The 25,675-nt window shown below is 71.4% G+C and carries 30 protein-coding genes and 1 pseudogene; 6 read left to right on the forward strand and 25 right to left on the reverse strand.

The features are described from left to right. Positions 1-7: 7 nt before the first annotated feature. The 9 genes from Aiant_RS18705 to Aiant_RS18745 form a co-directional block, all read right to left on the reverse strand. Positions 8-370, reverse strand: a complete 363-nt coding sequence (locus tag Aiant_RS18705; protein WP_189328279.1) for a response regulator — start codon at positions 368-370, stop codon at positions 8-10. Continuing rightward, positions 367-852 (reverse strand): chemotaxis protein CheX, encoded by a 486-nt coding sequence (locus Aiant_RS18710; protein ID WP_189328278.1) that lies wholly within the window; start codon positions 850-852, stop codon positions 367-369. Before Aiant_RS18710 ends, Aiant_RS18705 begins: the two co-directional genes overlap by 4 nt. Beyond that, positions 849-1,244 carry a response regulator gene (locus Aiant_RS18715; protein WP_014694866.1) on the reverse strand — a complete coding sequence of 132 codons (396 nt, stop codon included), beginning with the start codon at positions 1,242-1,244 and terminating at the stop codon, positions 849-851. The genes Aiant_RS18710 and Aiant_RS18715 overlap by 4 nt, the downstream gene beginning before the upstream one ends. Beyond that, entirely contained in the window at positions 1,241-2,086 is an 846-nt protein-coding gene (locus Aiant_RS18720; RefSeq protein WP_189328277.1) for a CheR family methyltransferase, read from the reverse strand. Before Aiant_RS18720 ends, Aiant_RS18715 begins: the two co-directional genes overlap by 4 nt. Continuing rightward, complete coding sequence (locus tag Aiant_RS18725; protein ID WP_189328276.1) at positions 2,083-3,249, reverse strand: protein-glutamate methylesterase/protein-glutamine glutaminase; 1,167 nt, start codon at positions 3,247-3,249, stop codon at positions 2,083-2,085. The genes Aiant_RS18720 and Aiant_RS18725 overlap by 4 nt, the downstream gene beginning before the upstream one ends. Before the next feature lie 13 nt (positions 3,250-3,262). Further along, positions 3,263-4,135 (reverse strand): hypothetical protein, encoded by an 873-nt coding sequence (locus Aiant_RS18730; RefSeq protein WP_189328275.1) that lies wholly within the window; start codon positions 4,133-4,135, stop codon positions 3,263-3,265. Further along, positions 4,135-4,572 carry a chemotaxis protein CheW gene (locus Aiant_RS18735; protein WP_093619555.1) on the reverse strand — a complete coding sequence of 146 codons (438 nt, stop codon included), beginning with the start codon at positions 4,570-4,572 and terminating at the stop codon, positions 4,135-4,137. Before Aiant_RS18735 ends, Aiant_RS18730 begins: the two co-directional genes overlap by 1 nt. A 1-nt stretch (position 4,573) precedes the next feature. After that, positions 4,574-6,934: a chemotaxis protein CheA gene (locus Aiant_RS18740; RefSeq protein WP_189328274.1), complete on the reverse strand. Its 2,361-nt coding sequence runs from the start codon at positions 6,932-6,934 to the stop codon at positions 4,574-4,576. A 102-nt stretch (positions 6,935-7,036) separates the two neighbouring features. Further along, a complete protein-coding gene (locus Aiant_RS18745; protein ID WP_185038054.1) occupies positions 7,037-7,735 on the reverse strand; it encodes a response regulator transcription factor in 699 nt (232 codons plus the stop codon). A gap of 392 nt (positions 7,736-8,127) precedes the next feature. Between Aiant_RS18745 and Aiant_RS18750 the strand changes: the two genes are divergently transcribed. Next, on the forward strand, positions 8,128-8,754 hold the full coding sequence (locus Aiant_RS18750) for a CAP domain-containing protein (RefSeq protein ID WP_189328273.1): 627 nt from the start codon (positions 8,128-8,130) through the stop codon (positions 8,752-8,754). 4 nt (positions 8,755-8,758) lie between these two features. On the opposite strand, the gene Aiant_RS18755 is transcribed toward Aiant_RS18750, so the two are convergent. Then, positions 8,759-9,781: a UDP-N-acetylmuramate dehydrogenase gene (locus Aiant_RS18755; protein ID WP_189328922.1), complete on the reverse strand. Its 1,023-nt coding sequence runs from the start codon at positions 9,779-9,781 to the stop codon at positions 8,759-8,761. Between the two features lie 98 nt (positions 9,782-9,879). Here Aiant_RS18755 and Aiant_RS18760 point away from each other — a divergent pair, with 98 nt between their 5' ends. The 3 genes from Aiant_RS18760 to Aiant_RS18770 all read left to right on the forward strand — a co-directional run bounded on the left by Aiant_RS18760 (position 9,880) and on the right by Aiant_RS18770 (position 13,171). Then, positions 9,880-10,641 (forward strand): maleylpyruvate isomerase family mycothiol-dependent enzyme, encoded by a 762-nt coding sequence (locus tag Aiant_RS18760; RefSeq protein WP_189328272.1) that lies wholly within the window; start codon positions 9,880-9,882, stop codon positions 10,639-10,641. 97 nt (positions 10,642-10,738) lie between these two features. Next, on the forward strand, positions 10,739-12,142 hold the full coding sequence (locus Aiant_RS18765) for a GH1 family beta-glucosidase (RefSeq protein WP_189328271.1): 1,404 nt from the start codon (positions 10,739-10,741) through the stop codon (positions 12,140-12,142). A gap of 18 nt (positions 12,143-12,160) precedes the next feature. Beyond that, positions 12,161-13,171: a LacI family DNA-binding transcriptional regulator gene (locus tag Aiant_RS18770; RefSeq protein WP_189328270.1), complete on the forward strand. Its 1,011-nt coding sequence runs from the start codon at positions 12,161-12,163 to the stop codon at positions 13,169-13,171. 524 nt (positions 13,172-13,695) lie between these two features. Here Aiant_RS18770 and Aiant_RS18775 read toward each other — a convergent pair. The 11 genes and pseudogenes from Aiant_RS18775 to Aiant_RS18825 form a co-directional block, all read right to left on the reverse strand. After that, complete coding sequence (locus tag Aiant_RS18775) at positions 13,696-14,214, reverse strand: O-acetyl-ADP-ribose deacetylase (RefSeq protein WP_189328269.1); 519 nt, start codon at positions 14,212-14,214, stop codon at positions 13,696-13,698. 1,007 nt (positions 14,215-15,221) lie between these two features. Beyond that, complete coding sequence (locus Aiant_RS18780; protein WP_229829794.1) at positions 15,222-16,022, reverse strand: EI24 domain-containing protein; 801 nt, start codon at positions 16,020-16,022, stop codon at positions 15,222-15,224. Positions 16,023-16,050: 28 nt separating this feature from the next. Further along, entirely contained in the window at positions 16,051-16,434 is a 384-nt protein-coding gene (locus Aiant_RS18785; protein ID WP_189328268.1) for a hypothetical protein, read from the reverse strand. 147 nt (positions 16,435-16,581) lie between these two features. After that, on the reverse strand, positions 16,582-17,466 hold the full coding sequence (locus Aiant_RS18790; RefSeq protein ID WP_189328267.1) for an alpha/beta fold hydrolase: 885 nt from the start codon (positions 17,464-17,466) through the stop codon (positions 16,582-16,584). Beyond that, positions 17,463-17,777: a DUF2516 family protein gene (locus Aiant_RS18795; RefSeq protein WP_189328266.1), complete on the reverse strand. Its 315-nt coding sequence runs from the start codon at positions 17,775-17,777 to the stop codon at positions 17,463-17,465. Before Aiant_RS18795 ends, Aiant_RS18790 begins: the two co-directional genes overlap by 4 nt. A 66-nt stretch (positions 17,778-17,843) precedes the next feature. Beyond that, positions 17,844-18,353 (reverse strand): hypothetical protein, encoded by a 510-nt coding sequence (locus tag Aiant_RS18800; protein WP_189328265.1) that lies wholly within the window; start codon positions 18,351-18,353, stop codon positions 17,844-17,846. 8 nt (positions 18,354-18,361) lie between these two features. Further along, a pseudogene (locus Aiant_RS18805) lies at positions 18,362-18,739 on the reverse strand (helix-turn-helix domain-containing protein); the annotation flags it as partial. An 85-nt stretch (positions 18,740-18,824) separates the two neighbouring features. Next, on the reverse strand, positions 18,825-19,736 hold the full coding sequence (locus tag Aiant_RS18810; protein ID WP_189328263.1) for an asparaginase: 912 nt from the start codon (positions 19,734-19,736) through the stop codon (positions 18,825-18,827). Between the two features lie 52 nt (positions 19,737-19,788). Next, positions 19,789-20,622: a beta-keto acid cleavage family enzyme gene (locus Aiant_RS18815; RefSeq protein WP_189328262.1), complete on the reverse strand. Its 834-nt coding sequence runs from the start codon at positions 20,620-20,622 to the stop codon at positions 19,789-19,791. A 56-nt stretch (positions 20,623-20,678) separates the two neighbouring features. Continuing rightward, positions 20,679-21,704: a CAF17-like 4Fe-4S cluster assembly/insertion protein YgfZ gene (ygfZ, locus tag Aiant_RS18820; RefSeq protein WP_229829851.1), complete on the reverse strand. Its 1,026-nt coding sequence runs from the start codon at positions 21,702-21,704 to the stop codon at positions 20,679-20,681. Positions 21,705-21,712: 8 nt separating this feature from the next. Beyond that, a complete protein-coding gene (locus tag Aiant_RS18825) occupies positions 21,713-22,135 on the reverse strand; it encodes a Fur family transcriptional regulator (protein ID WP_189328260.1) in 423 nt (140 codons plus the stop codon). 31 nt (positions 22,136-22,166) lie between these two features. Between Aiant_RS18825 and Aiant_RS18830 the strand changes: the two genes are divergently transcribed. Further along, a complete protein-coding gene (locus tag Aiant_RS18830; RefSeq protein ID WP_189328259.1) occupies positions 22,167-22,895 on the forward strand; it encodes an aminotransferase class IV in 729 nt (242 codons plus the stop codon). A 146-nt stretch (positions 22,896-23,041) separates the two neighbouring features. Here the strand turns inward: Aiant_RS18830 and Aiant_RS18835 are convergent, their stop codons facing one another. Together Aiant_RS18835 and mtfM are read right to left on the reverse strand one after the other, a co-directional pair. Next, the gene (locus tag Aiant_RS18835) at positions 23,042-23,641 is read right to left on the reverse strand and encodes a heme-binding beta-barrel domain-containing protein (protein ID WP_189328258.1); all 600 of its coding nucleotides are present in this window, start codon (positions 23,639-23,641) and stop codon (positions 23,042-23,044) included. Beyond that, a complete protein-coding gene (gene mtfM, locus Aiant_RS46540; RefSeq protein WP_268248667.1) occupies positions 23,638-23,742 on the reverse strand; it encodes a small membrane protein MtfM in 105 nt (34 codons plus the stop codon). Before mtfM ends, Aiant_RS18835 begins: the two co-directional genes overlap by 4 nt. A 14-nt stretch (positions 23,743-23,756) precedes the next feature. On the opposite strand from mtfM, the gene Aiant_RS18840 reads away from it, so the two are divergent. After that, a complete protein-coding gene (locus Aiant_RS18840) occupies positions 23,757-24,131 on the forward strand; it encodes a DsrE family protein (protein WP_189328257.1) in 375 nt (124 codons plus the stop codon). Here the strand turns inward: Aiant_RS18840 and Aiant_RS18845 are convergent. Next, the gene (locus Aiant_RS18845) at positions 24,125-25,003 is read right to left on the reverse strand and encodes a hypothetical protein (protein ID WP_212847385.1); all 879 of its coding nucleotides are present in this window, start codon (positions 25,001-25,003) and stop codon (positions 24,125-24,127) included. The two genes, Aiant_RS18840 and Aiant_RS18845, sit on opposite strands and share 7 nt — an antisense overlap. A gap of 248 nt (positions 25,004-25,251) precedes the next feature. Continuing rightward, positions 25,252-25,674, reverse strand: a complete 423-nt coding sequence (locus tag Aiant_RS18850; protein ID WP_189328256.1) for an NUDIX domain-containing protein — start codon at positions 25,672-25,674, stop codon at positions 25,252-25,254. Position 25,675: the final 1 nt, after the last annotated feature.

A 25,675-nucleotide genomic window follows, 5' to 3' on the forward strand; every position in this document is an offset into this window, starting at 1 on the left:
GTCGCAATCATCCCAAAATAGGAGCGAAAACTTCGTCGAATCGCTCAGCGGTGAACGGTTTGACAATGAAGAACGCCGAGCCGGAGGCTTCGGCAGCCGTCTTCATCTCGGGCGTGCACTCCGAGGTGACGAAACCGAATTTGACCTGGTTACCGGCCGCCCGGAGTTGACGCAACACCTCGATGCCGGTCATCCCCGGCATGTTCCAGTCCGAGATGACCAGATCCGGCTGATCCTTGGTGGCCATGTCGAAGGCCTCCTGGCCGTCCGCGGCCTCGATCAGGTCGTGGTCGCCGAAGCCGGCCTGCCGCAGGGTACGGACGACGATCTGCCGCATCACCCGGCTGTCATCGGCGATGAGGATCTTCATGCACCCTCCTCCTTCGTGTCGGTGCTGCTCTGCCACATCGAAATGGACACCGGCTCGCCTTCCCAGAGTCCATAGACGCCGCTGATGCGTTCGGTGTTCGGATAACGCGCCGAGCTCTCCGGCGCGAGCACCACTTGCGGGAGCGACAACTGCGCCCCCGGCGGGAGCATCGCCTTGACGTTGCCGCCGACGATGTTCGCCAGTTCGCCGAGCGTGTCGGAGATGTCCTCCTCGCTGACCTCCTCCAGCTCCATGGCCAGGAAGGCGGCCGCGGCGCGCTGGGCGGCGGCCCGGGAGGACGCGTACACGACGTGCCCGGTCCAGGATCCGGTGATGGAGACCGACGAGTGGACCTCGGAGGGCTGGTTCTCGTCGTACGTCTGCATCAGGGGGCTGATGCCCTCCGGATCCAGGTACGACTCCCATACCTGTTCCACCATCTCAGCGAGGTCGTTCTCGTCCACCTCGACTTCGACACTCATGAGTTCGCTCCGGTCGGGACGAGGCCCAGCAGGGCCAGCTTTTCGATCATGGCACCTTCGGTGAAGGGTTTGATCACATATTCATGGGCACCTGCGGCGAGCGCGCGGACGATCTGGCTCTGTTCGCTCTCCGTAGTGACCATCACCAGGGTCATCTCCCGCAGCCGCGGGTCGGCCCGGACCTTCATGACGAACTCGAGTCCGTTCATGTTGGGCATGTTCCAGTCGATCAGGGCCAGCTCCGGCACCTCGGTCATGTCGGCCAGCAGGTCGAGCGCTTCCTTGCCGTCACCGGCCTCCACCGCCTCGAAGCTGAGCTTCGTGACGATGCGTTTGAGGATCATGCGCATCGCGCGCGAGTCATCGATCACCATGGCGCGCATCGGCGTCATCCCCTCCTTCCGGCGCCCGCGGGCACCGCGTTTCGGACTCGGTAGGCGGATGTGCGGCCCGCGGCCACCCGCTCGTAGTTGTCGTCGATCCCGATCGTCGTCTCGGCCGCCCCGAGGAAGAGCCAGCCGTCGGGGCGAAGGATCTTGGCGGCGTTCTGCAACACCTGCCGCTTGGTGGCGACGTCGAAATAGATCAGGACATTGCGCAGGAAGATCACGTCGAACGGCTGCATCGGCGGGAACGGCGCGGTCAGGCTCATGTGCTTGAACGAGACGTTCTTGCGCAGCGCCGGAATGACCCGCCAGTGCGCGCCGGCCCGCTCGAAGTACTGGACCAACTGGGTGGCCGGCAGCCCCCGGTTGACCTCGACCTGGCTGTACTCGGCCTTCTGCGCCCGCTCGACCATCGCGGTGGAGATGTCGGTGCCTTGGATCTCGAAGGACCAGCCGGCCGGCAGCGCCTCCTGGAGCGTGATCGCCAGGCTGTACGCCTCCTGCCCGCTGGAACTGGCCGCCGACCAGAAACGCAGCTTGCGGGCGCTGGCCCGGGACTTGATCAGCTCGGGCAGCACCACGTCGGTGAGCGCGGAGAACGGCTCCCGGTCCCGGAAGAACGAGGTCTCGTTGGTGGTGAGCGCGTCGATGATCTTCCGTTGGTGCTGCGGGTTGGGGCGCTTCTGGAGATCCGCGATGAAGTCGTTGACGTTGGGTGCCCCGACCGCCCGCGCGACCGGGATCAACCGCGCCTCGACCAGGTACTCCTTGCCGGGCGCCAGCACGATGGACGCCTCGCGCCGGACCAGGTTGGCGACGAACGTGAACTCGGCCTGGGACAGGGTCATCGGGCCACCGCCGCGGACCGGCCCACCCGAACCCGGTTCAGCAGCGCACCGGCGATCCGGTCCAGCGGCAGCACCTCGTCCGCCAGCCCGGCGCCGACCACGGCGCCGGGCATGCCCCAGACCACCGAGCTCGCCTCGTCCTGCGCCAGGACCTCGCAGCCCGCGTCGCGTAGCACTTTCGCACCACCCCGTCCGTCTTGTCCCATTCCAGTGAGCACCGTCGCGAAGGCGGTGTTGCCGTACAGCGCCGCCACCGACCGGAACATCACGTCCACGGCGGGGCGGCAGGAGTTCTCTTGCGGCGCGTTGCTGAGCTGCGTCAGCGTCGAGGTGCCCCGGCGGGTGAAGACCAGGTGCCGGTCGCCCGGGGCGATGTAGACCGTGCCGGCCGTGAGCTCCATCCCGTCGCCGGCCTCCACCACCTTCAGCGGGGTGCTGCGGTCCAGCCGCTCGGCGAACATCTTGGTGAAGACCGGCGGCATGTGCTGGGTGATCACCACCGGCACCGGCAGGTCGGCGGGGAGGCCGAGCAGCACCTTGGTGAGCGCGTCCGGGCCGCCGGTGGAGGAGCCGATCGCCAGGATGTCGATCCGGCCCTGCGGACCGCGACGGGGCGGGGGGCCGGCCGGGGCCGGTCCGGTGGGGCGGGCCGCGCCGGGCGGCGGCAGTCCGGGCCGTCCGGGAACCGGGCCGGCGCCGGGGCGTCCGGGTCCGGCCGCCGGGGCGGGACCGCGGGGCGGCGCGGCGGGCGGCGGGCGGCGACGTCCGCCGAGCGCCTGGATCTTCGGTACGAGCTGCTCCCGCACCGCCGCGATGGACTCCTTCACCGAGCCGACGTTGCTCGGCTTGGTGACGTAGTCGGTGGCGCCCGCGGAGAGCGCCTCCAGGGTCGCGGTGGCACCCGCCGCGGACAGCGTGCTGAACATGATCACCGGCAGCTGCGTGTGCCGTTTTCGCAGTTCACGTACGGCTTCGATGCCATCCATCTGCGGCATCTCGATGTCCATGGTGACGACGTCGGGCTTGAGCTGGTCGATCTTGGCCTGCGCCAGCAGACCGTTCGCCGCGGTGCCGACCACCTGGATGCCCGGCGCCTCCCCGAGAGCGTCGACGATCAGCCGACGGACCACCACGGAATCGTCGACGACGAGAACCGAGATCATTCGACCACTCCCTTCAACCGAGCCAGGCCGGACCGAGCGCCGCCACGACCGGTGCGAGCAGCCGGTGTGCCGTTGCGGTGTCCAGCAGATCGCGGACCACCAGCGCCTGGACGGCGCCGCTGAGCATGTTCCAGACCCCACCGGCCCGATCGGCCAGCGGAATCCCGGCCGTGTCCACCGCCTGTACCAGCAGCATCTGCGCTGCCGCCGCGGTGCGGACCCGATCGGAGAGATACGCCGCCCAGGACGCCGAGTGCACGGCGGGCGACCATCCGGCGGTGTTGCGCCGGGCGTCGTCGGCTGCCGTCGAGACCCGCTCCCGATCCTCCGGGCGCAGCGTGCGCAGCCGGTCGAGCAGGGCGGAGACGGTGTAGTGGTGCGGGCCCAGGTCGATCGGGGCGCCCGCCGGGAGCTTCTTCAGCGCCGACACCCAGCCGGCCCCGAGGCGCCGGCGACTCTCGTCGTCCAGCACCTCACGCAGGTAGCAGCCGACCGCCGCGTCGCAGAGCAGCGCGGTGGCGGCGGCCGCCTCCTCGGTCTGCCGGGCGTCCCGTCCGGTGCCCTCCCAGGTCCACGACATCACGTCGTAACGCAGGCAGGTGAGCAGCGCGTCGACCGAACCGATCGGCGCGCGCTCGACCAGGGCCAGGTTCCCCGCCGGGTCGTCCTTCGACATGCCCTTGAGGTTGGGCATCCGCCGCGCGGCGGACTCCACCTCCACCCAGAGCGGGCCCCGGACGCCCTCGTCCGGGAGCCGCTCGGCGAGCACGGGCAGGTCGGCGCGCTGCAGGCGCAACCCGCGCAGCAGGACGTCGGCCGCGGCCGAACCGCCTGGCAGGCGGGTCAGGTCGAAGCCCAGGACGGGGGCGCTGACCAGGCTGTACATCAGTTCGTGGCGCGGTACGTGTCGACCGCCTGATTGACGTCGAGCGCCAGCATCAGGCGCCCGTCCAGCTTGAACGTGCCGACCACCAGTTCCCGGGTCGGCCCGCTGAGGGTGTCCGGCGGCGGCTCGAAGGTCTCGTCGTCCAGATCGACCACCTCACCGATCTTGTCCACCAGCAGGCTCACCGGCTCGCCGTCGCCGCGCAGGATCACGTTCATCACCGGCCCCTGCAGGGCCTGCCGGGCCAGCCCGAGCTGGACCCGCAGGTCGACCGCCGCGATCACCTGGCCACGCAGGTTGAACAGGCCACCGACGGCCGGCGGCGCGAGCGGCACCGGGGTGTACTCGTTGTACGAGAGCACCTCCTGCACCGTATGCACCTCCACCCCGAAGAGCTGGCCGTCCACCTCGAAGGTGGCGAACTGGCGACTAGCCATCTCAGGCCTCCACCAACATCTCGTCGGATGCGTCGCTGTAGAAGTTCGGGTCGGCGGCGAGGATCGCCCGGCGCACGTCGAGCAGCTCGGTCACCCGTTGCTGGATCACCGCGGTGCCGACCAGGCCGTCCTCCTCGGCGTCCCGGCGCGCCGTCGTCGAGTTCTCGGCGATGTCCACGATCCGGTCGACCACGAGCGCCACGCTCCGTCCGCCCTCGCTGTAGACGACCACCGACACGGTGTCGCCCTCCAGCTCCTCGCCGTACGCCCCGAGCAGGTGCGACAACCGCACCAGCGGGAGGATCTGCCCGCGGTACTGGACCACCTCGCGGGAACCGGCGTGCTCGATCCGGTCCCGTGGGAACTCCTCGAGCCGGGTCACCGTGTCCAGCGGGATCGCCACCCGGCGTTCGCCGACCGCGGTGACCAGCAGCCGCTCGGTGTTGCCGGTGCCCGCGCCACGCTTCTCCGCGACGTTCTCGCGCTCCGAGTCGACCGCCAGGTGCGAGCGCCGGGCCAGCGAGGAGACGTCCAGGATCAGGCCCACCTTGCCGTCGCCCAGGATGGTGGCGCCGGCGTACAGGCCGATGTCCTTGAACCGGGTGTTCAGGGCCTTGACCACGACCTCCTCGGTGTTCAGCACCCGGTCCACGACCAGGCCGAACCGACGGCCGTCGGCTTGCAGCACCATGATGTAGACGCCCTGGTCGCCGCCGACCTCCAGGCCGAGCGCGCGGTCCAGGCGGACCAGCGGGAGCAGCTTGCCGCGCAGCCGGTAGACCGGCGCGCCGGAGGCGTACTCCACCTTGGTGGTCTGCCCGTCGACGAAGACCAGTTCGAGGACCGCGACCTGGGGCACCACGTACCGCTGGTCACCGCAGTCGACGGTGAGCGCCTGGATGATGGCCAGGGTCAGCGGGATGGTGAGGCGCCAGACCGTACCCTCGCCGGGCGTCGAGTCGACGCTGACCGCGCCACCGATGTTCTCGATGTTGGTCTTCACCACGTCCATGCCGACGCCGCGGCCGGAGACGTTGGTGACCTTGGCGGCGGTGGAGAAGCCGGGCTGGAAGACCATCGCCATGATGTCGCGCTTGTCCATGTTCGGGACCTGCTCCGGACGGAGCAGCCCGTTCTCCACGGCCTTCTGCGCGATCCGCTCGACGTTCAGGCCGGCGCCGTCGTCGGCCACCTCGACCGCGACGTGCCCACCCTCGTGGTACGCGCGCAGGGTCAGGGTGCCCTCCGGGTTCTTGCCCGCGGCGATCCGGCGCTCCGGGTCCTCGATGCCGTGGTCGACCGCGTTGCGGACCAGGTGGGTCAGCGGGTCCTTGACCGCTTCGAGCAGGCTCCGGTCGAGCTCGGTCTCCTTGCCCTCCATCACCAGCTGGACCTGCTTGCCGAGCGAGTTGCTCAGGTCCCGGATGACTCGGGGCAACTTGGACCAGATGTGCTCGATGGGCTGCATCCGGGTCTTCATGATGCCCTCTTGCAGCTCACTGGTGATCATGCCGAGCCGCTGGGCGCTGCGCACCAGGCCGGAGTCGCCGATCTCCATCACGCCGCGGACCAGCTGGTTCCGGGCCAGGACCAGCTCGCCGACCATGTTCATCAGGGTGTCCAGCAGGTCGACGTCGACCCGGATGGCGCTGTCCGCGATGCTCCGCTTCGGTGCCTGGGACTGGAGCGCCTCGCTGACCGCGGCCGGCTGCGTCTTGCCCTCCTCCAGCAGGATCGTGCCGAGCTTGCGCTCGTCGCCCTCGATCTGCTGCTGGAGTGCCGAGGTGACGTCGCCGGGCTGGGCCGCGCCGGCCTCGACCAGGATCTGGCCGAGCGGCTGACGCTGCTCGGCGACCGGCTCGGGAGCGGGGCGGGGAGCGGCGGGCGCCTCGGTCTCGACCGACACCGGAGTCTCGGCCTCGGGCGCCGCCGCGGCCGGAGCGGCCGCCGGGGCCGCGGCCGGGGCGCCGTCGGTCGGCGCGTCCATCTGCGCCTTGATCCGGACGATCATGCTGTCGATGTCGACCTCGTCCTCGGTGCCCTTCTCCTCGATCGAGGAGAGCAGCGACCGGACCCCGTCGATGCAGAGCAGCAGGACGGTGATGGTCTCCGGGGTGACCGGCTGGACGCCGTCCCGGAGCCGGGACAGCAGCGACTCACCGGCGTGGGCCAGCTTCTCCAGCCGGGAGAAGGCCAGGAACCCGCTGGTGCCCTTGATCGTGTGGATCGCCCGGAAGATGCGCGAGATCAGGTCACGCGAACCCGGTTCCTGCTCGAGGCTCACAAGGTCCCGGTCGATCTGGTCCAGGTTCTCGTGCGACTCCATGAGGAATTCGCCGACGATCTCGCCAAGGTCTTCCACGTCAACTCCTCCTGCTCGGCTTCACAGCCCTCATCGACCCCTGCGTGCGCCAACTGAGAAGACTCGCCCGATACGCCTTGTCTGTCGGGGTGTCCCGAAAGATCAGGCCTCTCCGCCCGGCCGGCGGTAGCGATAGCCGAACCCGCGAACCGACTCGATCGGGGACTCGTCGGGATCGGACCAGCCGAGCTTGCGCCGCAGCCGCAGCACCGCGAACTTCACCCGTTCCTGGCCGATGCCGGTCGGGTCGTCCCAGGCCTGGGTCAGCAGCTGGTTCGGCGAGAGCACCGCGCCGGCATGCCGCACCAGCGCGTTGAGCAGGCGGAATTCGGTCGGCGTGAGCCGCTTCTCCTCGCCCTTGACATATACGCGACGCTTGGTCGGGTCCAGGTGCACCAGACCGTCGTCGTAGATCTGGCTGGCCCAGCTGTTCTGCCCGCTGGACGAGCGGCGCAGCAGCGCCTCCACCCGGGCCAGCAGCTCGTTGTTGGCGAACGGCTTGGTCAGGTAGTCGTCGGCGCCGCCGCGCAGGCCGCGGACCTTCTCCGCCTCCTGCCCGTGCGCGGTGAGCACCAGCACCGGCACGTCGGAGACGTCCCGCAGGCGTTCCAGCACCTGCCAGCCGTCCATCTCCGGCAAGCCGACGTCCAGCACCACCAGGTCGGGATGCTCGGCGTACGCCTCCTTGAGGCCGGAACGGCCGTCCGCGGCATGCGCGACCTCGTACCCGGCCCGGCTGAACAGCAGCCGCAGAGCGAGTGCGATGTCCGGGTCGTCCTCGACCACGAGTAGGCGACTCATCGTGTGTTCACCCTGCCCCCAACCCGTGCTCGCGCCCGATTTCGGGCACGGTCGATCCCCGAGCGCGACGCGCCGGGAAGTCGGTGTCTTGCCTGGCACCGCCCGCGCGATCGCGGACGGAGGAAATTCAAAGGCGCAAAAACACCATAGCGTGATGTCATCGCCTATTTACGGACAGTGACAGTTTAGCGGCCAAAGGCGCGGACAAGGGCCGGTCCAGAAGGATCGGTGGGGCAAGATCCGCGGGCCGCCGCCGGGCCGCCCATCCCCTCAGCTTTTCATTTCCGGTACGACATTTCTGCCGTTCCGGGAAAGATGTGACACGCAGCGAAGTAAGGGGTCCGATATCCCTGGTGGACGAATCGGCGTCCACACGGATCCGGAGGAAACCCGTGTTCGACAAGGTGGTACGCCGTGCCTCCGCGCTCGCGGCCGCGCCCGCGCTGCTCGTCCTGCCCGCCGCGCTGTTCGCGCTCCCGCACGCGGTGCACGCTCAAGGGCCGGTCGTCCCCGGCCGGCCGCCGAGCACGTCACCCGGTCCGGCGACCCAGCCGCGCACCGCGGCCGCGCCGATGACGCCGAACATCGCCGCCGCGCCGGCCGGAGCGGCCACCCCGGATCCGGAGAAGGCCCGCGCCCGCACCCTGATGCACCAGGTCATCCGGCTGACCAACCGGGAGCGGGCGCGGAACGGCTGCCCCCGCCTCGGGGTCGACCACGAGTTGATCCTGGCGAGCGTCGCACAGTCCTACTACATGGCCCGGACCCGGCTGTTCAGCCACGTCTGGCGGGACGGCTCGACCTTCGCCATGCGCGCCGAGCGGGCCGGATACCGGGCCCCGGCCGGGGAGAACATCGCCTGGGGATACCCGACCGCCCGCGAGGTGATGGACGCCTGGATGGCCAGCCCCGGGCACCGGGCCAACATCCTCAACTGCGGGGCGAAGTCGATCGGCGCGGCCATCGTGTACGCGGCGGACGGCACCCCGTACTACACCCAGGTGTTCGGCTGGCGCTGAACCGTTACAGCGCGCAGTTGATCAGCACGGGCTCGGGGTGCAGCTCGACACCGAACCGGTCCCGCACCCCGTCCCGGATGGTCCGGGCCAGCTCCAGCAGCGCGGCCGTGGTCCCGGTCCCCCGGTTGGTCAGCGCCAGCGTGTGCTTGCCGGAGATGGCGACGCCGGCACCGGCGAAGCCTTTCGGGAAGCCGGCGTGCTCGATCAGCCAGGCCGCCGGGATCTTCACCGTCCCGTCCGCGCCCGGCCAGTGCGGCAGCTCGCCGCGGGCCGCGGTCAGCTCCGCGAAGAAGGCGGCCGAGACCACCGGGTTGGTGAAGAACGAGCCGACCGACCAGGTGTCCCGGTCCTCCGGGTCGAGCACCATGCCCTTGCCCGCGCGCAGTTTGAGCACGGTCTCCCGGGCCAGCTCGAGCGGCACCCGGTCGCCGGCCTCGACGCCCAGCTGGCGGGCCAGCTCGGCGTACCGGATCGGGCTGGACAGGTCCTCCCGGGTCAGCCGGAAGTCCACGGCGGTGACCAGGTAGCGGTCGTTGTGCTTGAACACGCTGGAGCGATAGCCGAAACGGCACTCGGCCGGGGTCATCTCCCGCTGGACGTCGTCGATCCGGTCGTACGCGTGCACCGCGGCGATGGTGTGCGCCACCTCCTGGCCGTAAGCGCCCACGTTCTGGATCGGGGTGGAACCGGCCGCGCCCGGGATGCCGGACAGGCACTCGACGCCGGACCAGCCGCGCGTCACCGCGTACGCGACAAAGGTGTCCCAGGGCTCGCCGGAGGCGACCCGGACCACCACCTCGCCGGCGCTCTCCGCGATCACCTCGACCCCGCGGTTGCGCAGCACCAGCACCTCGCCGGCGAAGCCGGCGTCACCGATGACCACGTTGCTGCCGCCGGCCAGGACCAGCAGCGGCCGTCCCCCGGCGGTGGCACGCCGCACCGCGGCGATCGCCTCGCCGGTGTCGACAGCGGTGGTCACCGTGCCGGCCGGCCCGCCGAGGCGTAGCGTCGTGTACGCCGCCAGCATTCGGTCCGCAGTCGGGGATGTGTCAGTCACGACGTTCACCCTAAGCTCACAGGGCAGAGTGATTCACCGGCGGTCCGGCCGAGCGGGAGACGACTGCGATGAACAGGTTGCACGCGACGAAGGACTTCTGGCTGGCGGCGCTGCGTGCCGACGGCCCGGCCCTGTGGGATGCCGTCGCCGAGACCGGCCCCGGTGTTCCGGTGCCCGCCATCCCGGACTGGACCACCGCCGACCTGGCCCACCACGTCACCGGCACGCTGCGCTGGGTGCGCGCCACGGTCACCCGCGGGGTGACCGCCTTCCCCGACGTGGCGCCCGGCGGCGACCCGCCGCCGGACTGGGACGAGGCGCTCGACCAGTTGCGCCGGGAGCTGACCGGCACGATCGAGACGCTGGAGGCGCTCGATCCGGACTTCCCGGCGTGGAACTGGGCGCCGCAGCCGAAACGGGCCGTGTTCTGGGACCGGCGGATCGCGCACGAGATCTCGGTGCACCGCTGGGACGCCGAGGCCGCGGCCGGCCGGCCCACCCCGATCGAGACCAAGCTCGCCACCGACGGGGTGGCCGAGATCCTGGACACCTGGCTCCCGGCCGGCAAGCGGCAGGGGCCGACCGACCTGCACGGCGTGGTGCACCTGGTCGGGACGGACGCCGAGACCGAGTGGTTCGTCCGGCTGCGCGGCGCCGGGATCGCGCTGCTGGACACCGGCACGATCCTGGACACCGACGATCACCACGCCCGGGCGAAAGCCACCGGCACCGCCAGCGACCTGCAACTTGCCCTGATGGGCCGGAAACGTGCCGATCAATTGGCGATCAGCGGCGATCCGCGCCTCGTCCAAGCCCTGCGAACCGGTTGACGGTCTGAGCAGCGACCCCGTGGCACCGGTTCCTACCCCTATGATGAACCGGTTAAGTTAGCGGATCGATCATAGGTATCAAGGAAGCGGTGAAGACATGACGGCAACCGTCACGTCCACGTCGGCACAGCCGGCGCGTGCGGGGATCACCTTCCCCGACGGCTTCGTCTGGGGCGCGGCCACGGCCTCGTACCAGATCGAGGGTGCGGCGCGGGAGGACGGTCGCGGCCCGTCCATCTGGGACACCTTCAGCCGTACGCCAGGAAAGGTGTACGCCGGCCACACCGGCGACGTCGCCTGCGACCACTACCACCGGTACGTCGACGACGTGGCCCTGATGGCCGACCTCGGCCTGGCGTCGTACCGATTCTCGGTCGCCTGGCCGCGCGTCCGCCCGGACGGCACCGGCCCGGTCAACCTCAAGGGCCTCGACTTCTACGACCGGCTGACCGACGAACTGCTCGGCAAGGGCATCGACCCGGTCGTCACGCTGTACCACTGGGACCTTCCACAGACGCTGGAGGACCGCGGCGGCTGGGCCAACCGGGAGACCGCCGAGGCGTTCGGCGAGTACGCCGAGATCGTCTACCGCAAGCTCGGCGACCGGGTGGGCACCTGGACCACGCTGAACGAGCCCTGGTGCTCGGCGTACCTCGGTTACGGCTCCGGCATCCACGCCCCCGGCGTGCAGGACCCAGCCAAGGCGCTGGCCGCCGTGCACCACCTGAACCTCGGCCACGGCCTGGCGGCGCAGGCGCTGCGGGCGGCCGGCGCGCAGCGGGTCAGCATCACGCTGAACCCGTGCGAGGTCTACCCGGTGGACCCGGAGAACCCGGCCGACCGGGACGCGGCGCGCCTGATCGACGGGCTGGCCAACCGGATCTTCTTCGACCCGCTGCTGCGCGGCGAGTACCCGGCCGACGTCCTGGAGCACATCGCCCGGCTGACCGACCTGTCCTACCTCAAGGACGGCGACCTGGCGATCATCAACCAGCCGCTCGACGTGCTGGGCATCAACTTCTACAACCCGGCGTACGTCTCGGCGAAACCCGGTGCGCCCGGCGACAAGTCGTACCCGGGCAGCGAGGGCATCGCCTTCCGCCCGCCGGTCGGCCCGGTCACCGACATGAACTGGCCGATCGAGCCGGCCGCGCTCACCCGCCTGCTCACCCGGATCCACCGGGACTACCCGGGCACCGCGCTGATGATCACCGAGAACGGCGCGGCGTTCCCGGACGGCCCGGGCCCGACCGGCGAGGTCGCCGACGTCCGCCGGATCGACTACGTGGACGGCCACCTGCGCGCCTGCCACGACGCTCTGGCCGCCGGAGTGGATCTGCGGGGATACTTCCTCTGGTCCCTGATGGACAACTTCGAATGGGCCGAGGGATACGCGAAACGTTTCGGTATCGTGCACGTCGACTACACGACGCAGCAGCGTGTGCTCAAGGACAGCGCGAAGTGGTACCGCGAGGTGATCCGGCGCAACGGCCTGGAGTGACGCTTTAAGGAGCGCTTTGTGACGACGCGGGAGCGGCCCACGCTGGAGGCGGTGGCCCGGCGCGCCGGGGTGTCCCGGGCAACCGTCTCCCGCGTCGTCAACGGGTCCACCACGGTGGCCGCCACCATCCGGGAGGCGGTCAACCGTGCCGTCGACGAGCTGGGTTACGTGCCGAACCAAGCGGCGCGCAGCCTGGTCACCCAGCGGACCGACTCGGTCGCGCTGATCCTGCCCGAGACGGCGAACCGGGTCTTCTCCGACGACCTGTTCTTCCCGGCGATCATCCGCGGCGTCGGCATGGAGCTGGAGGCGGCCGACAAACAGCTGGTGCTGATGATGACCGGCTCCGAGGCCGGCCACCACCGGGTCGAGCGCTACGCGGTCGCCGGCCACGTGGACGGCGTCGTGTTCGCCTCGATCCACGGCGCCGACCCGCTGCCCGGCGCGCTGGCCCGCCGTGGCATCCCGGTGATCTGCAGCGGCCGCCCGATGACCGCCGAGCCCCCGGTCCCCTACGTGGACGTCGACCACGCCGGCGGGGTCGCCGCCGCGGTCCGCCACCTGATCACCACCGGCCGCCGCCGGATCGCCACCATCGCCGGCCCGCAGGACATGGTCGCCGGCATCGAACGCCTGGCCGGCTACACCGGCACGCTGCGCGCCGCCGGCCTCCCCGAACTGGTCGTCACCGGCGACTTCACCCGCGAGTCCGGCATCGCCGCGATGCGCGCCCTGCTCGACCGGGATCCCGATCTGGACGCCGTCTTCGTCGCCTCCGACCTGATGGCCCACGGCGCCCTGATGGCCCTGCGCGAAGCCGGCCGCCAGGTCCCCGCGGACGTCGCGGTGATCGGCTTCGACGACTTCGAGATCAGCCGCTACAGCGACCCGCCGCTCACCACGGTCCGCCAGCCGATCGGCGAGATGGGCCGGACCCTGGCCCGCCAGATGCTCCTGCTGATCAACGGCGACGAGATCCCGGAGTCGGTCGTCCTCCCCACCGAACTGATCGTCCGCGACTCCGCCTAACCCCTCGCGGTCCGCTTCGGCCCTTCTTTCGGTACGCCCACAGCACCGTCCCGCCCAAGCCCGCGAACAAGCGCAACCGCCCTGCGCCCGGCCCGAACCGCGCACGAGCGCAACCACCTCGCCCACCAGCTCGCCCGAGCCCGCCTCGAGCACGACCACCGCGCCCGCCAGCCCACCCCCAGCCCGCCACGAGTGCGACCACCGCGCCCGCCGGCTCACTAGAGCCCGCCTCAAGTGCGACCACCGCGCCCACCGGCCCACCCGAACCCGCCACGAGCACGACCACCGCGCCCGCCAGGCCGCCGAGCCCGACCACCGCGCCCACCGGCCCGTGCTGCGCGAAACGCCCCATCCCAGCCCGCCAAGAGCACGACCGCCCCACCTGAACCACCCGTGCGAGCGCGACTACCTCGCCCACCGGCCACCTGAGCCCGCACACCAGCACGCCCACTCTGCCCGCCGGCCTACCCGACCCGCGCGTGCGAACGCACCCGTCCTCCTCCCCGAGTCCGCGCGAGCGTGGCTCAGGGCAGCGCGTCGGCGACGGCGCGAGCGACAGCGGCCGTCTCCGACCCGAAGAGCACCAGGTATGCCGTGTGCAGGCGCACCGCCTCGAACGAACGCAGCACGCTCAGCGCCTGCCGGACCGCGTCGTCGACCGGCCAGCGATAGATCCCCGCGGAGATCAGCGGAAACGCCACCGTCTCCGCGCCGAGCCCGTCCGCCACCCGCAGCGCATTGTCGTAGCAGGACCGCAGCAGACCCGAGCGGTCCTCGGTGGCACTGAACACCGGCCCGACAGTGTGGACCACCCAGCGAGCCGGCAACCGCCCCGCGGTCGTCGACACCGCCTGCCCCACCGGAAGCCCGCGCCCGTACTTCGCGGCCCGCAGCGCCCGGGTCTCGGCCAGGATCTCCGGCCCACCCTTGCGGTGAATCGCCCCGTCCACCCCACCGCCACCCAGCAGCGACGAGTTGGCCGCGTTCACGATCGCGTCCACCCGCTGTCCGGTGATGTCGCCTTCCACAAGCTCAACCCGCACGGAAGCCTCCCACTCCAGTCGCCCGCCAATCTGCCAGCCTGCCCACCGCCCCGCACCCGACTTCTTCCCGAGCACCCACGCCGTCAGCGCCGCATCAAAGCCGAGCCTGCGTCGCGCCACAACCCGACCGAAACACCCCACGGCCCAACCACCCCACCCAGCCGGCACTGCACGACGCCACAAGCCGACCGAAACAAGCCACGACCCAGCCGCACAACGAGGCCGACGCGGGGGACACACACCGGTTCTGATCTCCGGAACCACCCGCGCACAGTGAAGACATCCCATGTGCCAGGGGCGTCAAGCGGCTTGACCCGATCCCGCGTCTGCCCAGGGCGCTGAGGCCAGCCGAAAAGTATCCGGCTGGCCCTGACGGCCCTATCCAAGACCGGGATAGGGCACTGAGGACCAGCCGGGAGAGTCCGGCTGGCCCCGGTAGCCCTATCCAAGACCGGGATAGGGCGCTGAGGACCAGCCGGGGTTTGATCTCCGGAACCACCCGCGCACAGTGAAGACATCCCATGTGCCAGGGGCGTCAAGCGGCTTGACCCGATCCCGCGTCCGCCCAGGGCGCTGAGGCCCAGCCGAAAAGTGTCCGGCTGGCCCTGATGGCCCTATCCAGGACCGGGATAGGGCGCTGAGGACCAGCCGAGAGAGTCCGGCTGGCCCCGGCGGCCCTATTCAAGAAGGGGATAGGGCGCTGAGGACCAGCCGAGAGAGTCCGGCTGGCCCCGGTAGCCCTATCCAAGAACGGAATGGGGCGCTGAGGACCAGCCGAGAGAGTCCGGCTGGCCCTGGTAGCCCTATCCAAGAACGGGATAGGGCGCTGAGGACCAGCTGGGGTTTGATCTCCGGAACCAGCCGCGGACAGTGAAGGGGCCGGCGATCGCCCTGGACGCGCCAGCGGCCAGATCGCCGGCCCCGGCCCGCGCGGGAGCATGCGATCCGCACCCCAGCGGACCCGCGTAAAGAAGGCCCGTGAAGTTGATCTTAAGAAACCGCCGCCCCTACAACGGGGACGTCGTCGTGATGTCGATCGGTTTGCCGAGGGCTCGGCGGGCCAGCAGCGTCGCCCCGGCGATCGCCGCCGGCATCAGGAAGATCGCCCCGAGGGGGATCAGGAAGGCACCGAAGACCGCCGCGCCGAACCCCAGCGTGAGCGGCACATTGGCGGCCAGCACCGCCCGGCGGTGACGCAGCCGCTGGCCGCGGCGCTGGAACGGGACCCCGGTGAGCTCCAGGGCGAGCAGCCAGCCGCCGACCGCGCCGGCCAGGACCGGGACGACGGTCTGGCCGACGACCGGGAGGAAGCCGAGCAGGAAGAGCGGGACGCCGACCAGGATGCTCAGGCCGATCAGGCGCAGCGAGTCGGCCAGGCTGCGGCGCAGCGAGCTCCAGAAACCGACCTCGACAGCCTCCGGGACGCCGCCGTAGCGGGCCTCGACCAGCTCGGAGATCTTCTCGTAGAACGGGTCGCCGATCAGCAGGGTGACCGCGGTGAAGGTGAGGATGCCGAGCAGCAGGGCCAGGCCGAGCAGACCGGCGCCGGCCAGCACCTCGACGAAGTCGCGCCAGAAGCCGGACCAGTCGCCGGCGAACCAGGTGACCTGCTCGGAGAGGCTGGGCAGGAAGCGGATCAGGACGACCAGCCCGACGGTGTAGATCACGCCGGAGAGCAGCGCCGGAAGCAGGCCCAGGCCGAGCAGCCGGGGGCTGCCCAGGACCAGACCGAGGCCACGGCCGAGCAGGCCCACCCCGGTGGCGAACTGACGAACCGCGGCCAGTGGCCGACTCGGATCTTCCTTCACGACCCGGCAGCTTAGTCGTGCCTGTCGATCAGGGGGCGTAGGGCGCGCTCGTGGTGGGAGTGACGCCGGTGCTCGGCGGGGCGCTCTCGGACGGCGTGGGGGTCGGTTCCGGCGGGCCGGTGATCTGGGTCGGGGTGGGCACCGGGGGCATGCTCAGGTCCGGCGGCGGCGACGAGGTCGCGGCGGTGACCGGGGGCGCCGACGCGGGCACCGTGACGGTCTTGGTGACCACGGTGCTGGCGACCACGACGACCGGGGACGTCGGGGCGGTATCGGCGGGGCGGGCCGGGTGGCCGTCGGTCTGCTTGGCGCGGGGCGGGGCTACGCCGAGGGCGTCGCTGCCGCCGGTGCCGCCGGTCTCCGCGGTCGCGACGGGTCGCGCCTTGGGGGTGCCCAGGGCCCAGCCCACCACGACGGCGAAGGGGAGACCGATCGCTATTACCCCGATAAAGACGGATTTAGGAGACAGGAACACGCCGGGAACACCGCTTCGCGGCGCAAAAAGTTACGGCTTTCGGACATAAAGGCACATCTTGCGTACGCCCGGAGCACGCGCCCGTCAGTCGTTCAGAAACGTGGAGATCCGATCGCGGAGATCGTTCCGATGGGTCCAGAGGACGGCGGGGCGATCGTAGATCTCCAGCTCCGCGCCGAGCAGGTCGGCGAGCCGCTCCGCCCAGGACGCCGGGTGGATCTCGTCGCCCAGGCAGCCGAGCACCAGCGCCCGCCCGCGGAACCCCTTGAGCAGCGACTCGTCCGGAACCGCCGGCGCCGACCAGAGCGACCCCAGCTCGGCGGCCAGGCCGTCGCGCTGCAACTGGTCCACCCGCTGGCGCAGATAGCTCCACCCGGCCGGAGTGTTGCGCACCGCGGCGGGCAGCTCGGCCTCGACCGCGTCGGCGATCATCGCGGCCTCGCCGGACTCGACCGAGGCGAGCAGCCGGTCCAGGCGCCGGGTCGCGGCCTCCGACCGGTGGCCGTCCAGCGGGGCGGGCAGGTAGAGCACCACCCGCTCGAAACGGTCCGGGGTGTCGGTGAGCAGCCGGCACAGCGCGGCGGCGCCCATGCTGACCCCGAGCGCCCGGGTGGCGCCGGCCAGGTCGGCCACGCCGCGCAGGTCGCTCGCCAGATCGCCGAAGTCCCACGGCCCGGCCGGCGCGTCGGAGCGCCCGTGGCCACGGAACTGGAAGAAGACCCGGCGGCCGGCCACCGCGCTGCCCAGCGGACGGGTGCCGGTGATGTCGCCGGCGAGACCGTGCGCGAAGACGGTCATCGGATCACCGGCGCCGGTGATCAGCTGCTCCACGCGTACGCCGGAAGGGAGAGTGACCAACTCGGTCGCCGGGCCCGGCAGCGTCGGGCGACCGGACCGCGGCCCGGTCCGATCGACGCGCTGCAGGCGCGGCCCGCCGTCCGGCGGAGGCGGCCCGAAGCGCCCCCTCACCAAAAGCCCTTGCCGTCCGCGATGTCCTTGAGCCCGGGCCGGACGTCGAGCAGGTAGATCAGCGCGGCCGCGATGCCGATCAACCCGAAGATGCCGAGGGCGGACTTGCCCCAGTAGGTGAGTAGCAGGCAGATCCCGATGATCGCGGCCCAGGCGCCCTTGGGCAGGGTGCCGAGCGCCTGGAAGCCCGCGCCACGCTGGGTCAGGCAGTGCACGAACGCGACCGTCTCCAGGATCAGGGCGACCAGCAGGATCGCGAACTGGATGTAGACCTGGACGGTGAAGGCGAAGATCGGCGCGGAGAGAGCCATGCCGGGAAGTCTATGCCGCGGGCCCCGGCAGATGCCGGGGCCCGCGGATCATGTCAGACGCTTTTGTCACTCAGCCGGCTTCGCGGGCGGCGGGGTGGCCTTGGCCCGCTTGCGCGGCTTCGGCGTCGCGGCGGCCTCGACGGCCTTGGCCTCCTCGACCGTGGCCTCGACGGCCTTCGGCGCCTCGGTGGCCTCGATGTCCGCGTTCACCACCTCGGCGGACTCGACGATGCCGGTGCCGACGACCTTCTCACCGCGGGCGACCAGGGCGACGTAGGCCGACACGGCCCGCTCCTGAGCGATCTGGGCGAACGCCGTCGCGGCGGTCTGCGCGTTGCTGCGGATCGCGGCGAAGTCCGCGGTGGCAGCCTTCTGCTGGAGGGTGCTGGCCTGCTCGGCCGCCTTCTTCTGCAGCTCGCCGGCCTGCACGTTGGCGGTGCGCAGCGAGGCGACCGCGCGGTCGCTCAGCTCGGTGAGGACGGCCGGCAGCTTGCGCAGCTGCTGGTACGCCAAGTCACCGGCGCCGGCGGCGGCGTAGAGCGGGGCGGGAATCTTGGTCTTGGTCTGCTCGGTCATTTCGTCTCCTCGGCGATCGGGGTGTCCGACGGGGCGGGCGCGTTCCGAGCGTTCTCATTGCGGAACGTCTCGTAGATCTGCGACAGGGACTGCTTCTGCGCGATCGTGAGCTCCGGGTCGACCGCGATGGCCGCCAGCACGCCCTGCTGGCCCTCACCATCGAGCAGTCCGGCCCGCAAATACATCGCGGGCGTCGACACACGCAAGGCGCTGGCGATCTGCTGGAGCACCTCGGCACTCGGCTTGCGGAGGCCACGCTCGATCTGGCTGAGGTAGGGGTTGCTCACCCCGGCCTTGTCGGCGAGCTGCCGCAGCGAGATCTTGGCGGTCTGCCTCAGGTCGCGGATGAAGGTCCCGATGTCCTGGGGCAGGTCCTTGTTGGCCATGACTCGAAGTTAGCGCGCGGTGCTAGCTCCTGCAAGCAAAACGCTTGCAAGAGCTAGCGTGAAGCGCGTCACCCGTAGGGGTAGATCACCAGACGGACCGGACCTCACCCACGGGAAGTCCCCCGCCCAGCACCGTCTCCTCGAGCGCCGGGGGTGTCACGCCCAGCCGGCGCAACGCCTCCAGCAGCACCGGAACCCGCGCTCGCGCCGCGCCGTCGGAGATCTTCACCGCGATCCCCGCGACCCCCGGCACGGCCGCCGCCACCACGCCGTCCGCGCCGCGCTTCACCAGCAGCCCGGGCACCGCCCGCATCAGGATGGTGTCCGCCGACTCGGTGCCGGCGACCAGCTCCGGGCGCTCCCGCATGGCGTCCGCCACCCGCCGCTCCGGCGTGCCCGGCTCGGCGTCGACGAGTCGCAGGAACGCGCGGGCCAGCCCGGCCGGCGAGACCGCCAGCACCGGCGCGCCGCAGCCGTCCACCCCGGCCGCGGCGATCGGCTCACCGGCGAGCTCGCTGACCGCGTCGGCGAGCGCCACCTGCAACGGGTGCTTCGGGTCCAGGTACGACTCCAGGTCCCACCCGTTCGCCACACAGGTGGCCAGCATCCCGGCGTGCTTGCCGGAGCAGTTCATCAGGATCGGCTCCGCACGGCCGCCGGCCCGCAGGTGCGCCTCCCGGGCCGCGTCGCCGAGCGGCAGGTCGGCCGGGCAGCGCAGCGCCTCCGGGCCGAGCCCCGCCGCGGCCAGCACGGCGGCGACCCGTTCCCCGTGAAACGGCTCGCCGTCGTGGCTGGCGCTGATCAGGGCGAGGTCGGCCGCCTCGCGCGGGACCAGGCCGCTGCGCAGCATGCCGACCGTCTGGAGCGGCTTGTTCGAGGAGCGGGGGAAGAACGGGCTGTCCACGTCACCGACGCCGGGGCGGTCGGTGAACGCGACGATGCCGTGGTGCACGCTCTCGACGAAGCCGGAGCGGACCACCTCCGCGACAACGGTCATGCCGTCGCCTCCGCTGCGCTCCGGCGCCGGAATGACTCGCTCGCAAGCTCGCTCATCGGGCCGGCACCCCGAGCAGCTCACGGGCCTGGGCCGGGGTCAGCGGCGGCCGCTGGGCGAGCTGGGCGAAGCCGACGGCGCGTGCCACCAGCTGCATGTTCGAATCGACGGGCCGGCCCTTGGCGTACGTGATGGTGTCCTCCATGCCGACCCGCAGGTGCCCGCCGGCCGACAGCGACGCCAGCATCACCGGGATGGTGCTGCGCCCGATCCCGGTCGCCGAGAACGTGGTGCCCGCCGGCAGGTCCCGGATCGCCTGCTCGCACGCGACCAGCGCGGCCGCGGTCCCGGGCATCCCGCCCGGCACGCCCATCACCAGGTCGACGTGCACGTGGCCGCCGGCTGGCAGCCCGTACTTGCCGAGCAGCCGTTGCAGGGTGGTGAGCTGGCCCAGGTCGAAGATCTCGTACTCCGGCACGATGCCGCGCTCCTGCATGCGGGTGTGCAGGTCGACGATGAACTCCCAGCGGTTCAGGAACACGTCGTCACCGAAGTTGACGGTGCCCATCGTGCAGGAGGCCATCTCCGGCGCGGCGTCCAGCACGGCCAGCCGATCGGCCTCCGGGTCGGTCACCGCGCCGCCCGAGGAGAGCTGCACGATCAGCCCGGTCGACTCGCGCAGCGCGGCCACGGTCGCCCGCAGCCGGCCCTGATCGAGGGTCGGCCGGGCATCCGCGTCCCGGATGTGCACATGGATGATCGAGGCGCCCAGCGCCTCACACTCTTTCGCGGTCGCGACCAGCTCGTCCAGGGTCACTGGCAGAGCCGGAACGTCCGCCTTGCTGCTCTCCGCGCCGGTCGGGGCGACGGTGATCAAGGTCCCGGTCATGCGGCCATCCTGCCACGCCCACGGCCGCGACTCCCGGCACCGAAAAAAGCCCAGGTTCAGGCCTCGATCGCCGCCGCCGACTCCCCCACCGTCAGCCGCGCGTCGTCCGCCACGTTCCGCTTGAGCACCGCCGAGGCGACCATCCCCAACTCGTGGTGCCGCACCGCGGTCCCGACGAACCCGACCGCCCGCCCGTCCAGCTCGACCGGTGTCCCCTGCGCCGGCGGATGGTCGGTGGCGATCCCGTCCAGGTGCAGCAGCACCAGCCGGCGCGGCGGCCGTCCCAGGTGATGCACCCGGGCCACCGTCTCCTGCCCCCGGTAACACCCCTTGTCCAGGTGCACCGCGGCGGCCATGAACCCGGCCTCGGCGGGGATCGTCTTGTGATCGGTCTCGTGGCCCAGCCGTGGCACCCGGGCGGCCACCCGGATCGCCTCGTAGGCCCAGAGCCCCACCCGCGGCACCCCGAGCTTCTCGATCACCGAGGTCTTCGCGTGCCGGGGCACCAGCAGGTCCACACCGAGCGGGACGCGGCGCGCCAGGCCACCCTCGAACGGGCGGACGTCATACACCGCGGTGGCTCCGGGCGGGACGGACCCGGCGGCGAACTTCGGACCCGGCACCGCGCCGATCCGGGGCGCGGCGAGCTCCGGGAACATGTCGGCCGCGGCCGGCCCGACCAGCGACAACACCGCGATCTCGGAGGTCGCGTCGCGCGGCTCCACCCGGGTGAAGAACCGCATCATCTCCAGGTATTTCAACAACCCGGCGCCCGCGCCCGGCTCGGTGTCCAGCCACGCCGTCGTGCCGTCCTCGGTGACCAGCGCGTGGTGCTCCACGTGCCCGTGCGGGGAGAGGACGAGCAGCTCGCTGCCCTGATTCGCCGCGAGGCCGGCGAGGTGCTGGGTGGTCAGCGTGTGCAGCCAGCTCGCCCGCTCGTCGCCGGGAACGGCGAGCACATCCCGGTTCGACCGGTCGACCACACCGACCGCGGTCTCCAGGAGCCGCTGCTCCTTCATCGGGTCGCCGAAGTGCGCGGGCACGCCCGCGTCGGCCGAACTCGGGTCGAGGTCCTCGACCATGATCACCGTCACTCGGACTCCTTGCACTTGCCGCAGACCCCGAACAGGGAGACGTGCCCGACATCGACCCGGAAGCTGCGCTCGTCCCGCAACCGGTCGCAGACCGGCAGCAGCACCGCCGGATCCATCTCCTCGATCGACCCGCAGGACCGGCAGACCAGGTGGACATGCTGATCCTCGCCGGCCGGATGGTAGGTCGGCGAGCCGTGCGAGAGATGCGTGTGATTGACCAGGCCGAGCTCTTCCAGCAGCTCCAGCGTCCGGTACACGGTGGTGATGTTGACACCGGCGACCCGCTCGCGGACCGCGTTGTGCACCGTCTCGGGGGTCGCGTGGCCGAGCTCGTGCACCGCTTCCAGGATCAGCTGGCGCTGCGGGGTGAGCCGCAGGCCGCGCTCCCGGAGCATGGCGGCAAGCGAAGTGGCGGACACCCCACGAGCATAGTTCGCTAGTTTCACGTTGATGAACGAGCAGATCCTGGTGTCGCCGACCGACCTGATGGGCGACGGGGTGTTCGAGACGCTGCACCTGCGGCCGTCCGGGCCCTGGCTGTTCGACCAGCACCTCGACCGGCTGGCCCGCTCGGCCGAGCTGCTCGGCCTGCCGCCACCGCCGCCGGTCACCCCACCGGCCGGGCAGACCGGTGTGATGCGGATCATCTACACCCGCACGGTCTTCCACGTGAGCGTCGCCCCGATCCCGGACCAGGTGCTGCGCGAGCGCCGGGACGGCGTCCGGGTGCTCAGCGCCGATCTCGGGGTCGCGGTGGGCCGGCAACCGCCGTGGTCGCTGTCCGCGGCCAAGTCGCTGTCGTACGCCGGCAACTTCGCGGCCCGCCGCTGGGCGGCACGGAACCAGGCGGACGACGTGATCTGGACCGCGATCGACGGGTCGGTCCTGGAGGCTCCGACCGCGTCGATCGTCTGGCTCTCCGGCGACGAGCTCGGCACGGTCCCCTGGGAGCGGGCCGGCATCCTGCCCGGCATCACCGCGGCGCACCTGCTCTCGCTCGCGCCGTCGGTGGGCCTGCGCCCGGTCCGGCGCATGCTCACCCTGGACGAGCTGGCCACGGCCGACGCGATCTGGCTGGCGTCGTCGGTGCGCGGACTCGCCGAGGTGGTCACGCTCGACGGCGTGACCCGCCCCCGGTCGTCCTGGACGGACCGGCTGCTGACGCTGCTCGGCTTCTGAAGCCGCGCAGCCGCCCCGCAGCCGCCCTACTCGCCGGTCCTCGCCCGCCCAGGGGGCCGAGCCCAACAGTCAGCATGGCCGAGCAGGCCAAGATCGCGCCCGCGCCCTGTGGACAACCCGGAACTGTGGGTTTCCGAAGGCGAACCTCAGCCGCCGACCCGCAGCAGCCGGGCCGACATGTGCGGGGTCAGCGGGCTGTTGTCGATGGAGATCTCGTGCGCGTAGAGCAGCGCCGCCTCCACGATCCCGAACAGCCGGTGCCCACCCGTCACGTGCAGGCCGGACGGCGTGTAGGCCACCGCGTCCGTCCCCATCTCCAGCCGGGTCGTCGCCGCCTTGCCCAGATAGAGCTCGGCGACGCCGTCCGGACGGATCATCGTGGCTTCCATCTCGTCGCCGGGGCGCCCGTCGACCAGCACCGGCCGCCAGAAGCCCGACTCGGTGAGCGCCTGCCCCAGCGGCTGCGACTCGTCGTCGAGCAGCCAGGCCCGCGACTCGAAGCGGAGGAAGTCCCGCCCGTCGTGGCTGATCCGGATCTCCTGGGCGAAGTTGTAGTCCTCCTCCGCCGGGAATCCACCCTGGCCACGACCCCGCCACAGACCGACGAACGGCAGCAGCCCGAGCAGCGCCGGATGCAGGTCGGGGCCGACCCGCAGGTCGTGGGTGTCCTCATAGGGGTAGGCGTCGACCGGCGGGGCGTTCAGCCACGGCGGCGGGCCCAGTGGGTTTTCCTGCTCGCCGCTCACCAACGCCCCCTCGAAATACGCATCGCCAGATAACCGAAACCGCCCGCCAGTGCGCCCATCGCGGCGACCAGCAGGCTCACGAACCCGATCTCCGTAACCATGTCCGGCCCATCTTATGCTGGCCGCTATGGCACGTTTGCTGGTCGTCAAGGCCACCGCCGGCGCCGACGCCCCGGAGCGCTGCAACCAGGCGTTCAACGTGGCGACCACGGCCGCGACCGCCGGGGTCGACGTGTCGTTCTGGCTGACCGGCGAGTCCACCTGGTTCGCCCTGCCCGGCCGGGCCGCCGAGTTCCAGCTCCCGCACGCGGCGCCGCTGCCCGACCTGATCGAGGTGCTGCTCGAAGCCGGCCGGATCACCGCCTGCACGCAGTGCGCCGCCCGCCGCGACATCGGCCCGGGCGACGTGATCCCGGGCATCCGGATCGCCGGCGCCGCCGTCTTCGTCGAGGAGATCATGACCGAGGGCGCGCAGGCCCTCGTCTACTGACCGCAGGCAGTGGTCACGCTGACCTGCAACTTCCCCCCGCTGGCATCGACAACCACCGATTCAGACCCATTTCGGTACGCCCACCCGCCCGCACCGGACCAGACCAGCGTCACCCCACTGGGCACCCCGCGCGGCCCGCTCCCGCTCGCACCCGCCACCGACCGGTAGGTGCCCGCCGTCCCTCCCCCGGGACACGCGATCGTCTGCACCGCGACACCGCCCCCGGGCGTCCCGCCCAGCGCCGCCACCGTCTCCGCCAACGTGCCCGGCACCGCCGCCGCCGTCCCCGCCCCGGGCACCGCTGCCGATGTCCCCGCCCCGGGCACCGCCGCCGCCTCGTCCGCCGTCCCCGGACGGCACCCGGTGTCCACCGACAGCGTCAGCACCTGATCGGCCGCCTGCGCCTGCGCCTCGATCGCGATGAAGTGCCCGGCATCCGCGAAGAGCGACAACCGGGTCCCCGCGCGGGTCGGCACGACCGCCGCCCGATACCCACCCGGCAGCGCCGCCGCCACCTCGTTCAGCGCGGTCCGCGCCTGCCCCTCGGGCACATAGACGACCACGTCCTGCCCGGCAGCCGTCCCGTCCCGCACCGGCGTCAGCTCACACGTCGAGGTCCGCGGCGTCCCGAGCCGGACCACCCACGGCCCGCCCTGCGCCGCGGCCAGCAGCGTCCCGGTCGCCTCACGCAGCGCCGGCATCGCCTGCGCCAGCTCCTGCTGCTCGGGCACGGTCGCCGGATCATGCCGCACCGACCACCAGGAAATCCCGGCCAGCACCACGATCCACCCGGCCACCATCGCGGCCGGCCACCGCCGCCGGCGCTTCCCCGAAGCCCTCGGCGGCCCGATCGTCTCGCCCGGTGCCGTCACGGCAGCCATGGTGACACGCCCCGAACACCACCCCGAAACCCAGCGCCCACCGCCGCTACCGAACCAGCGGCCGGAACCCAGGCCCACCGCCCCGAACCAGCCACCCGAAACTCAGCGCCCCCGCCGCCCCGAACCAGCGGCCCGGAACCCAGACCCACCGTCCGGAACCAGCCGCCTGACACGTAGGCCCACCGCGCCGAACCAGCCGCCTGACACGCAGCAACGCCCAGCGCTCACCCCGCCCGTCGTCAGGCAGCGTCCCCCGCCGCGGCCCGATACTCCGCCGACCCCAGGAACCGGGCGATCATCTCCGCGGTCCCCGGCGTGAACGGCCGCCCCAGCACCTCGTCCCCCGGCACGAACACCATCGCCGCCCCTTCCCCGAGCACCACGTCGGCCTGCGTAGCCACCGTCCGCCCGAAGAAGTAATGCTTGACCCGCCCCTCCGCCGGCAACTCCTGCCGCGCGAAGAGGGTCAACTCCCCCTCCGCCCGGATCCGGGCCTCCTCCCACAGCTCCCGAGCCGCCGCCTCCCCGGGCGTCTCCCCGTCCTCGATCGCTCCACCGGGCAGCCCCCACACCTCGGGGTAATACGGCGCCTTGTCGTCCCGCAGCTGCAAGAGCAGCGCCCCACCGGCCCCGACCACGAACGTGCACGAAATCTGCTTCACG

It is taken from the genome of Actinoplanes ianthinogenes, assembly GCF_018324205.1.
GTDB lineage: Bacteria > Actinomycetota > Actinomycetes > Mycobacteriales > Micromonosporaceae > Actinoplanes > Actinoplanes ianthinogenes.

What these genes read in the sequence shown, in the direction of transcription:
- Aiant_RS18795 (WP_189328266.1), bottom strand. Translation starts at nt 17,777, where the DNA reads ATGGCTCTCTCCGCGCCGATCTTCGCCTTCACCGTCCAGGTCTACATC.
- ygfZ (WP_229829851.1), bottom strand. Translation starts at nt 21,704, where the DNA reads ATGGTCGAGGACCTCGACCCGAGTTCGGCCGACGCGGGCGTGCCCGCG.
- mtfM (WP_268248667.1), bottom strand. Translation starts at nt 23,742, where the DNA reads ATGGTTACGGAGATCGGGTTCGTGAGCCTGCTGGTCGCCGCGATGGGC.
- Aiant_RS18800 (WP_189328265.1), bottom strand. Translation starts at nt 18,353, where the DNA reads ATGACCGAGCAGACCAAGACCAAGATTCCCGCCCCGCTCTACGCCGCC.
- Aiant_RS18745 (WP_185038054.1), bottom strand. Translation starts at nt 7,735, where the DNA reads ATGAGTCGCCTACTCGTGGTCGAGGACGACCCGGACATCGCACTCGCT.
- Aiant_RS18765 (WP_189328271.1), top strand. Translation starts at nt 10,739, where the DNA reads ATGACGGCAACCGTCACGTCCACGTCGGCACAGCCGGCGCGTGCGGGG.
- Aiant_RS18705 (WP_189328279.1), bottom strand. Translation starts at nt 370, where the DNA reads ATGAAGATCCTCATCGCCGATGACAGCCGGGTGATGCGGCAGATCGTC.
- Aiant_RS18815 (WP_189328262.1), bottom strand. Translation starts at nt 20,622, where the DNA reads ATGACCGGGACCTTGATCACCGTCGCCCCGACCGGCGCGGAGAGCAGC.
- Aiant_RS18730 (WP_189328275.1), bottom strand. Translation starts at nt 4,135, where the DNA reads ATGTACAGCCTGGTCAGCGCCCCCGTCCTGGGCTTCGACCTGACCCGC.
- Aiant_RS18830 (WP_189328259.1), top strand. Translation starts at nt 22,167, where the DNA reads ATGAACGAGCAGATCCTGGTGTCGCCGACCGACCTGATGGGCGACGGG.
- Aiant_RS18840 (WP_189328257.1), top strand. Translation starts at nt 23,757, where the DNA reads ATGCTGGCCGCTATGGCACGTTTGCTGGTCGTCAAGGCCACCGCCGGC.
- Aiant_RS18715 (WP_014694866.1), bottom strand. Translation starts at nt 1,244, where the DNA reads ATGACGCCGATGCGCGCCATGGTGATCGATGACTCGCGCGCGATGCGC.
- Aiant_RS18720 (WP_189328277.1), bottom strand. Translation starts at nt 2,086, where the DNA reads ATGACCCTGTCCCAGGCCGAGTTCACGTTCGTCGCCAACCTGGTCCGG.
- Aiant_RS18810 (WP_189328263.1), bottom strand. Translation starts at nt 19,736, where the DNA reads ATGACCGTTGTCGCGGAGGTGGTCCGCTCCGGCTTCGTCGAGAGCGTG.
- Aiant_RS18725 (WP_189328276.1), bottom strand. Translation starts at nt 3,249, where the DNA reads ATGATCTCGGTTCTCGTCGTCGACGATTCCGTGGTGGTCCGTCGGCTG.
- Aiant_RS18755 (WP_189328922.1), bottom strand. Translation starts at nt 9,781, where the DNA reads ATGCTGGCGGCGTACACGACGCTACGCCTCGGCGGGCCGGCCGGCACG.
- Aiant_RS18760 (WP_189328272.1), top strand. Translation starts at nt 9,880, where the DNA reads ATGAACAGGTTGCACGCGACGAAGGACTTCTGGCTGGCGGCGCTGCGT.
- Aiant_RS18735 (WP_093619555.1), bottom strand. Translation starts at nt 4,572, where the DNA reads ATGGCTAGTCGCCAGTTCGCCACCTTCGAGGTGGACGGCCAGCTCTTC.
- Aiant_RS18710 (WP_189328278.1), bottom strand. Translation starts at nt 852, where the DNA reads ATGAGTGTCGAAGTCGAGGTGGACGAGAACGACCTCGCTGAGATGGTG.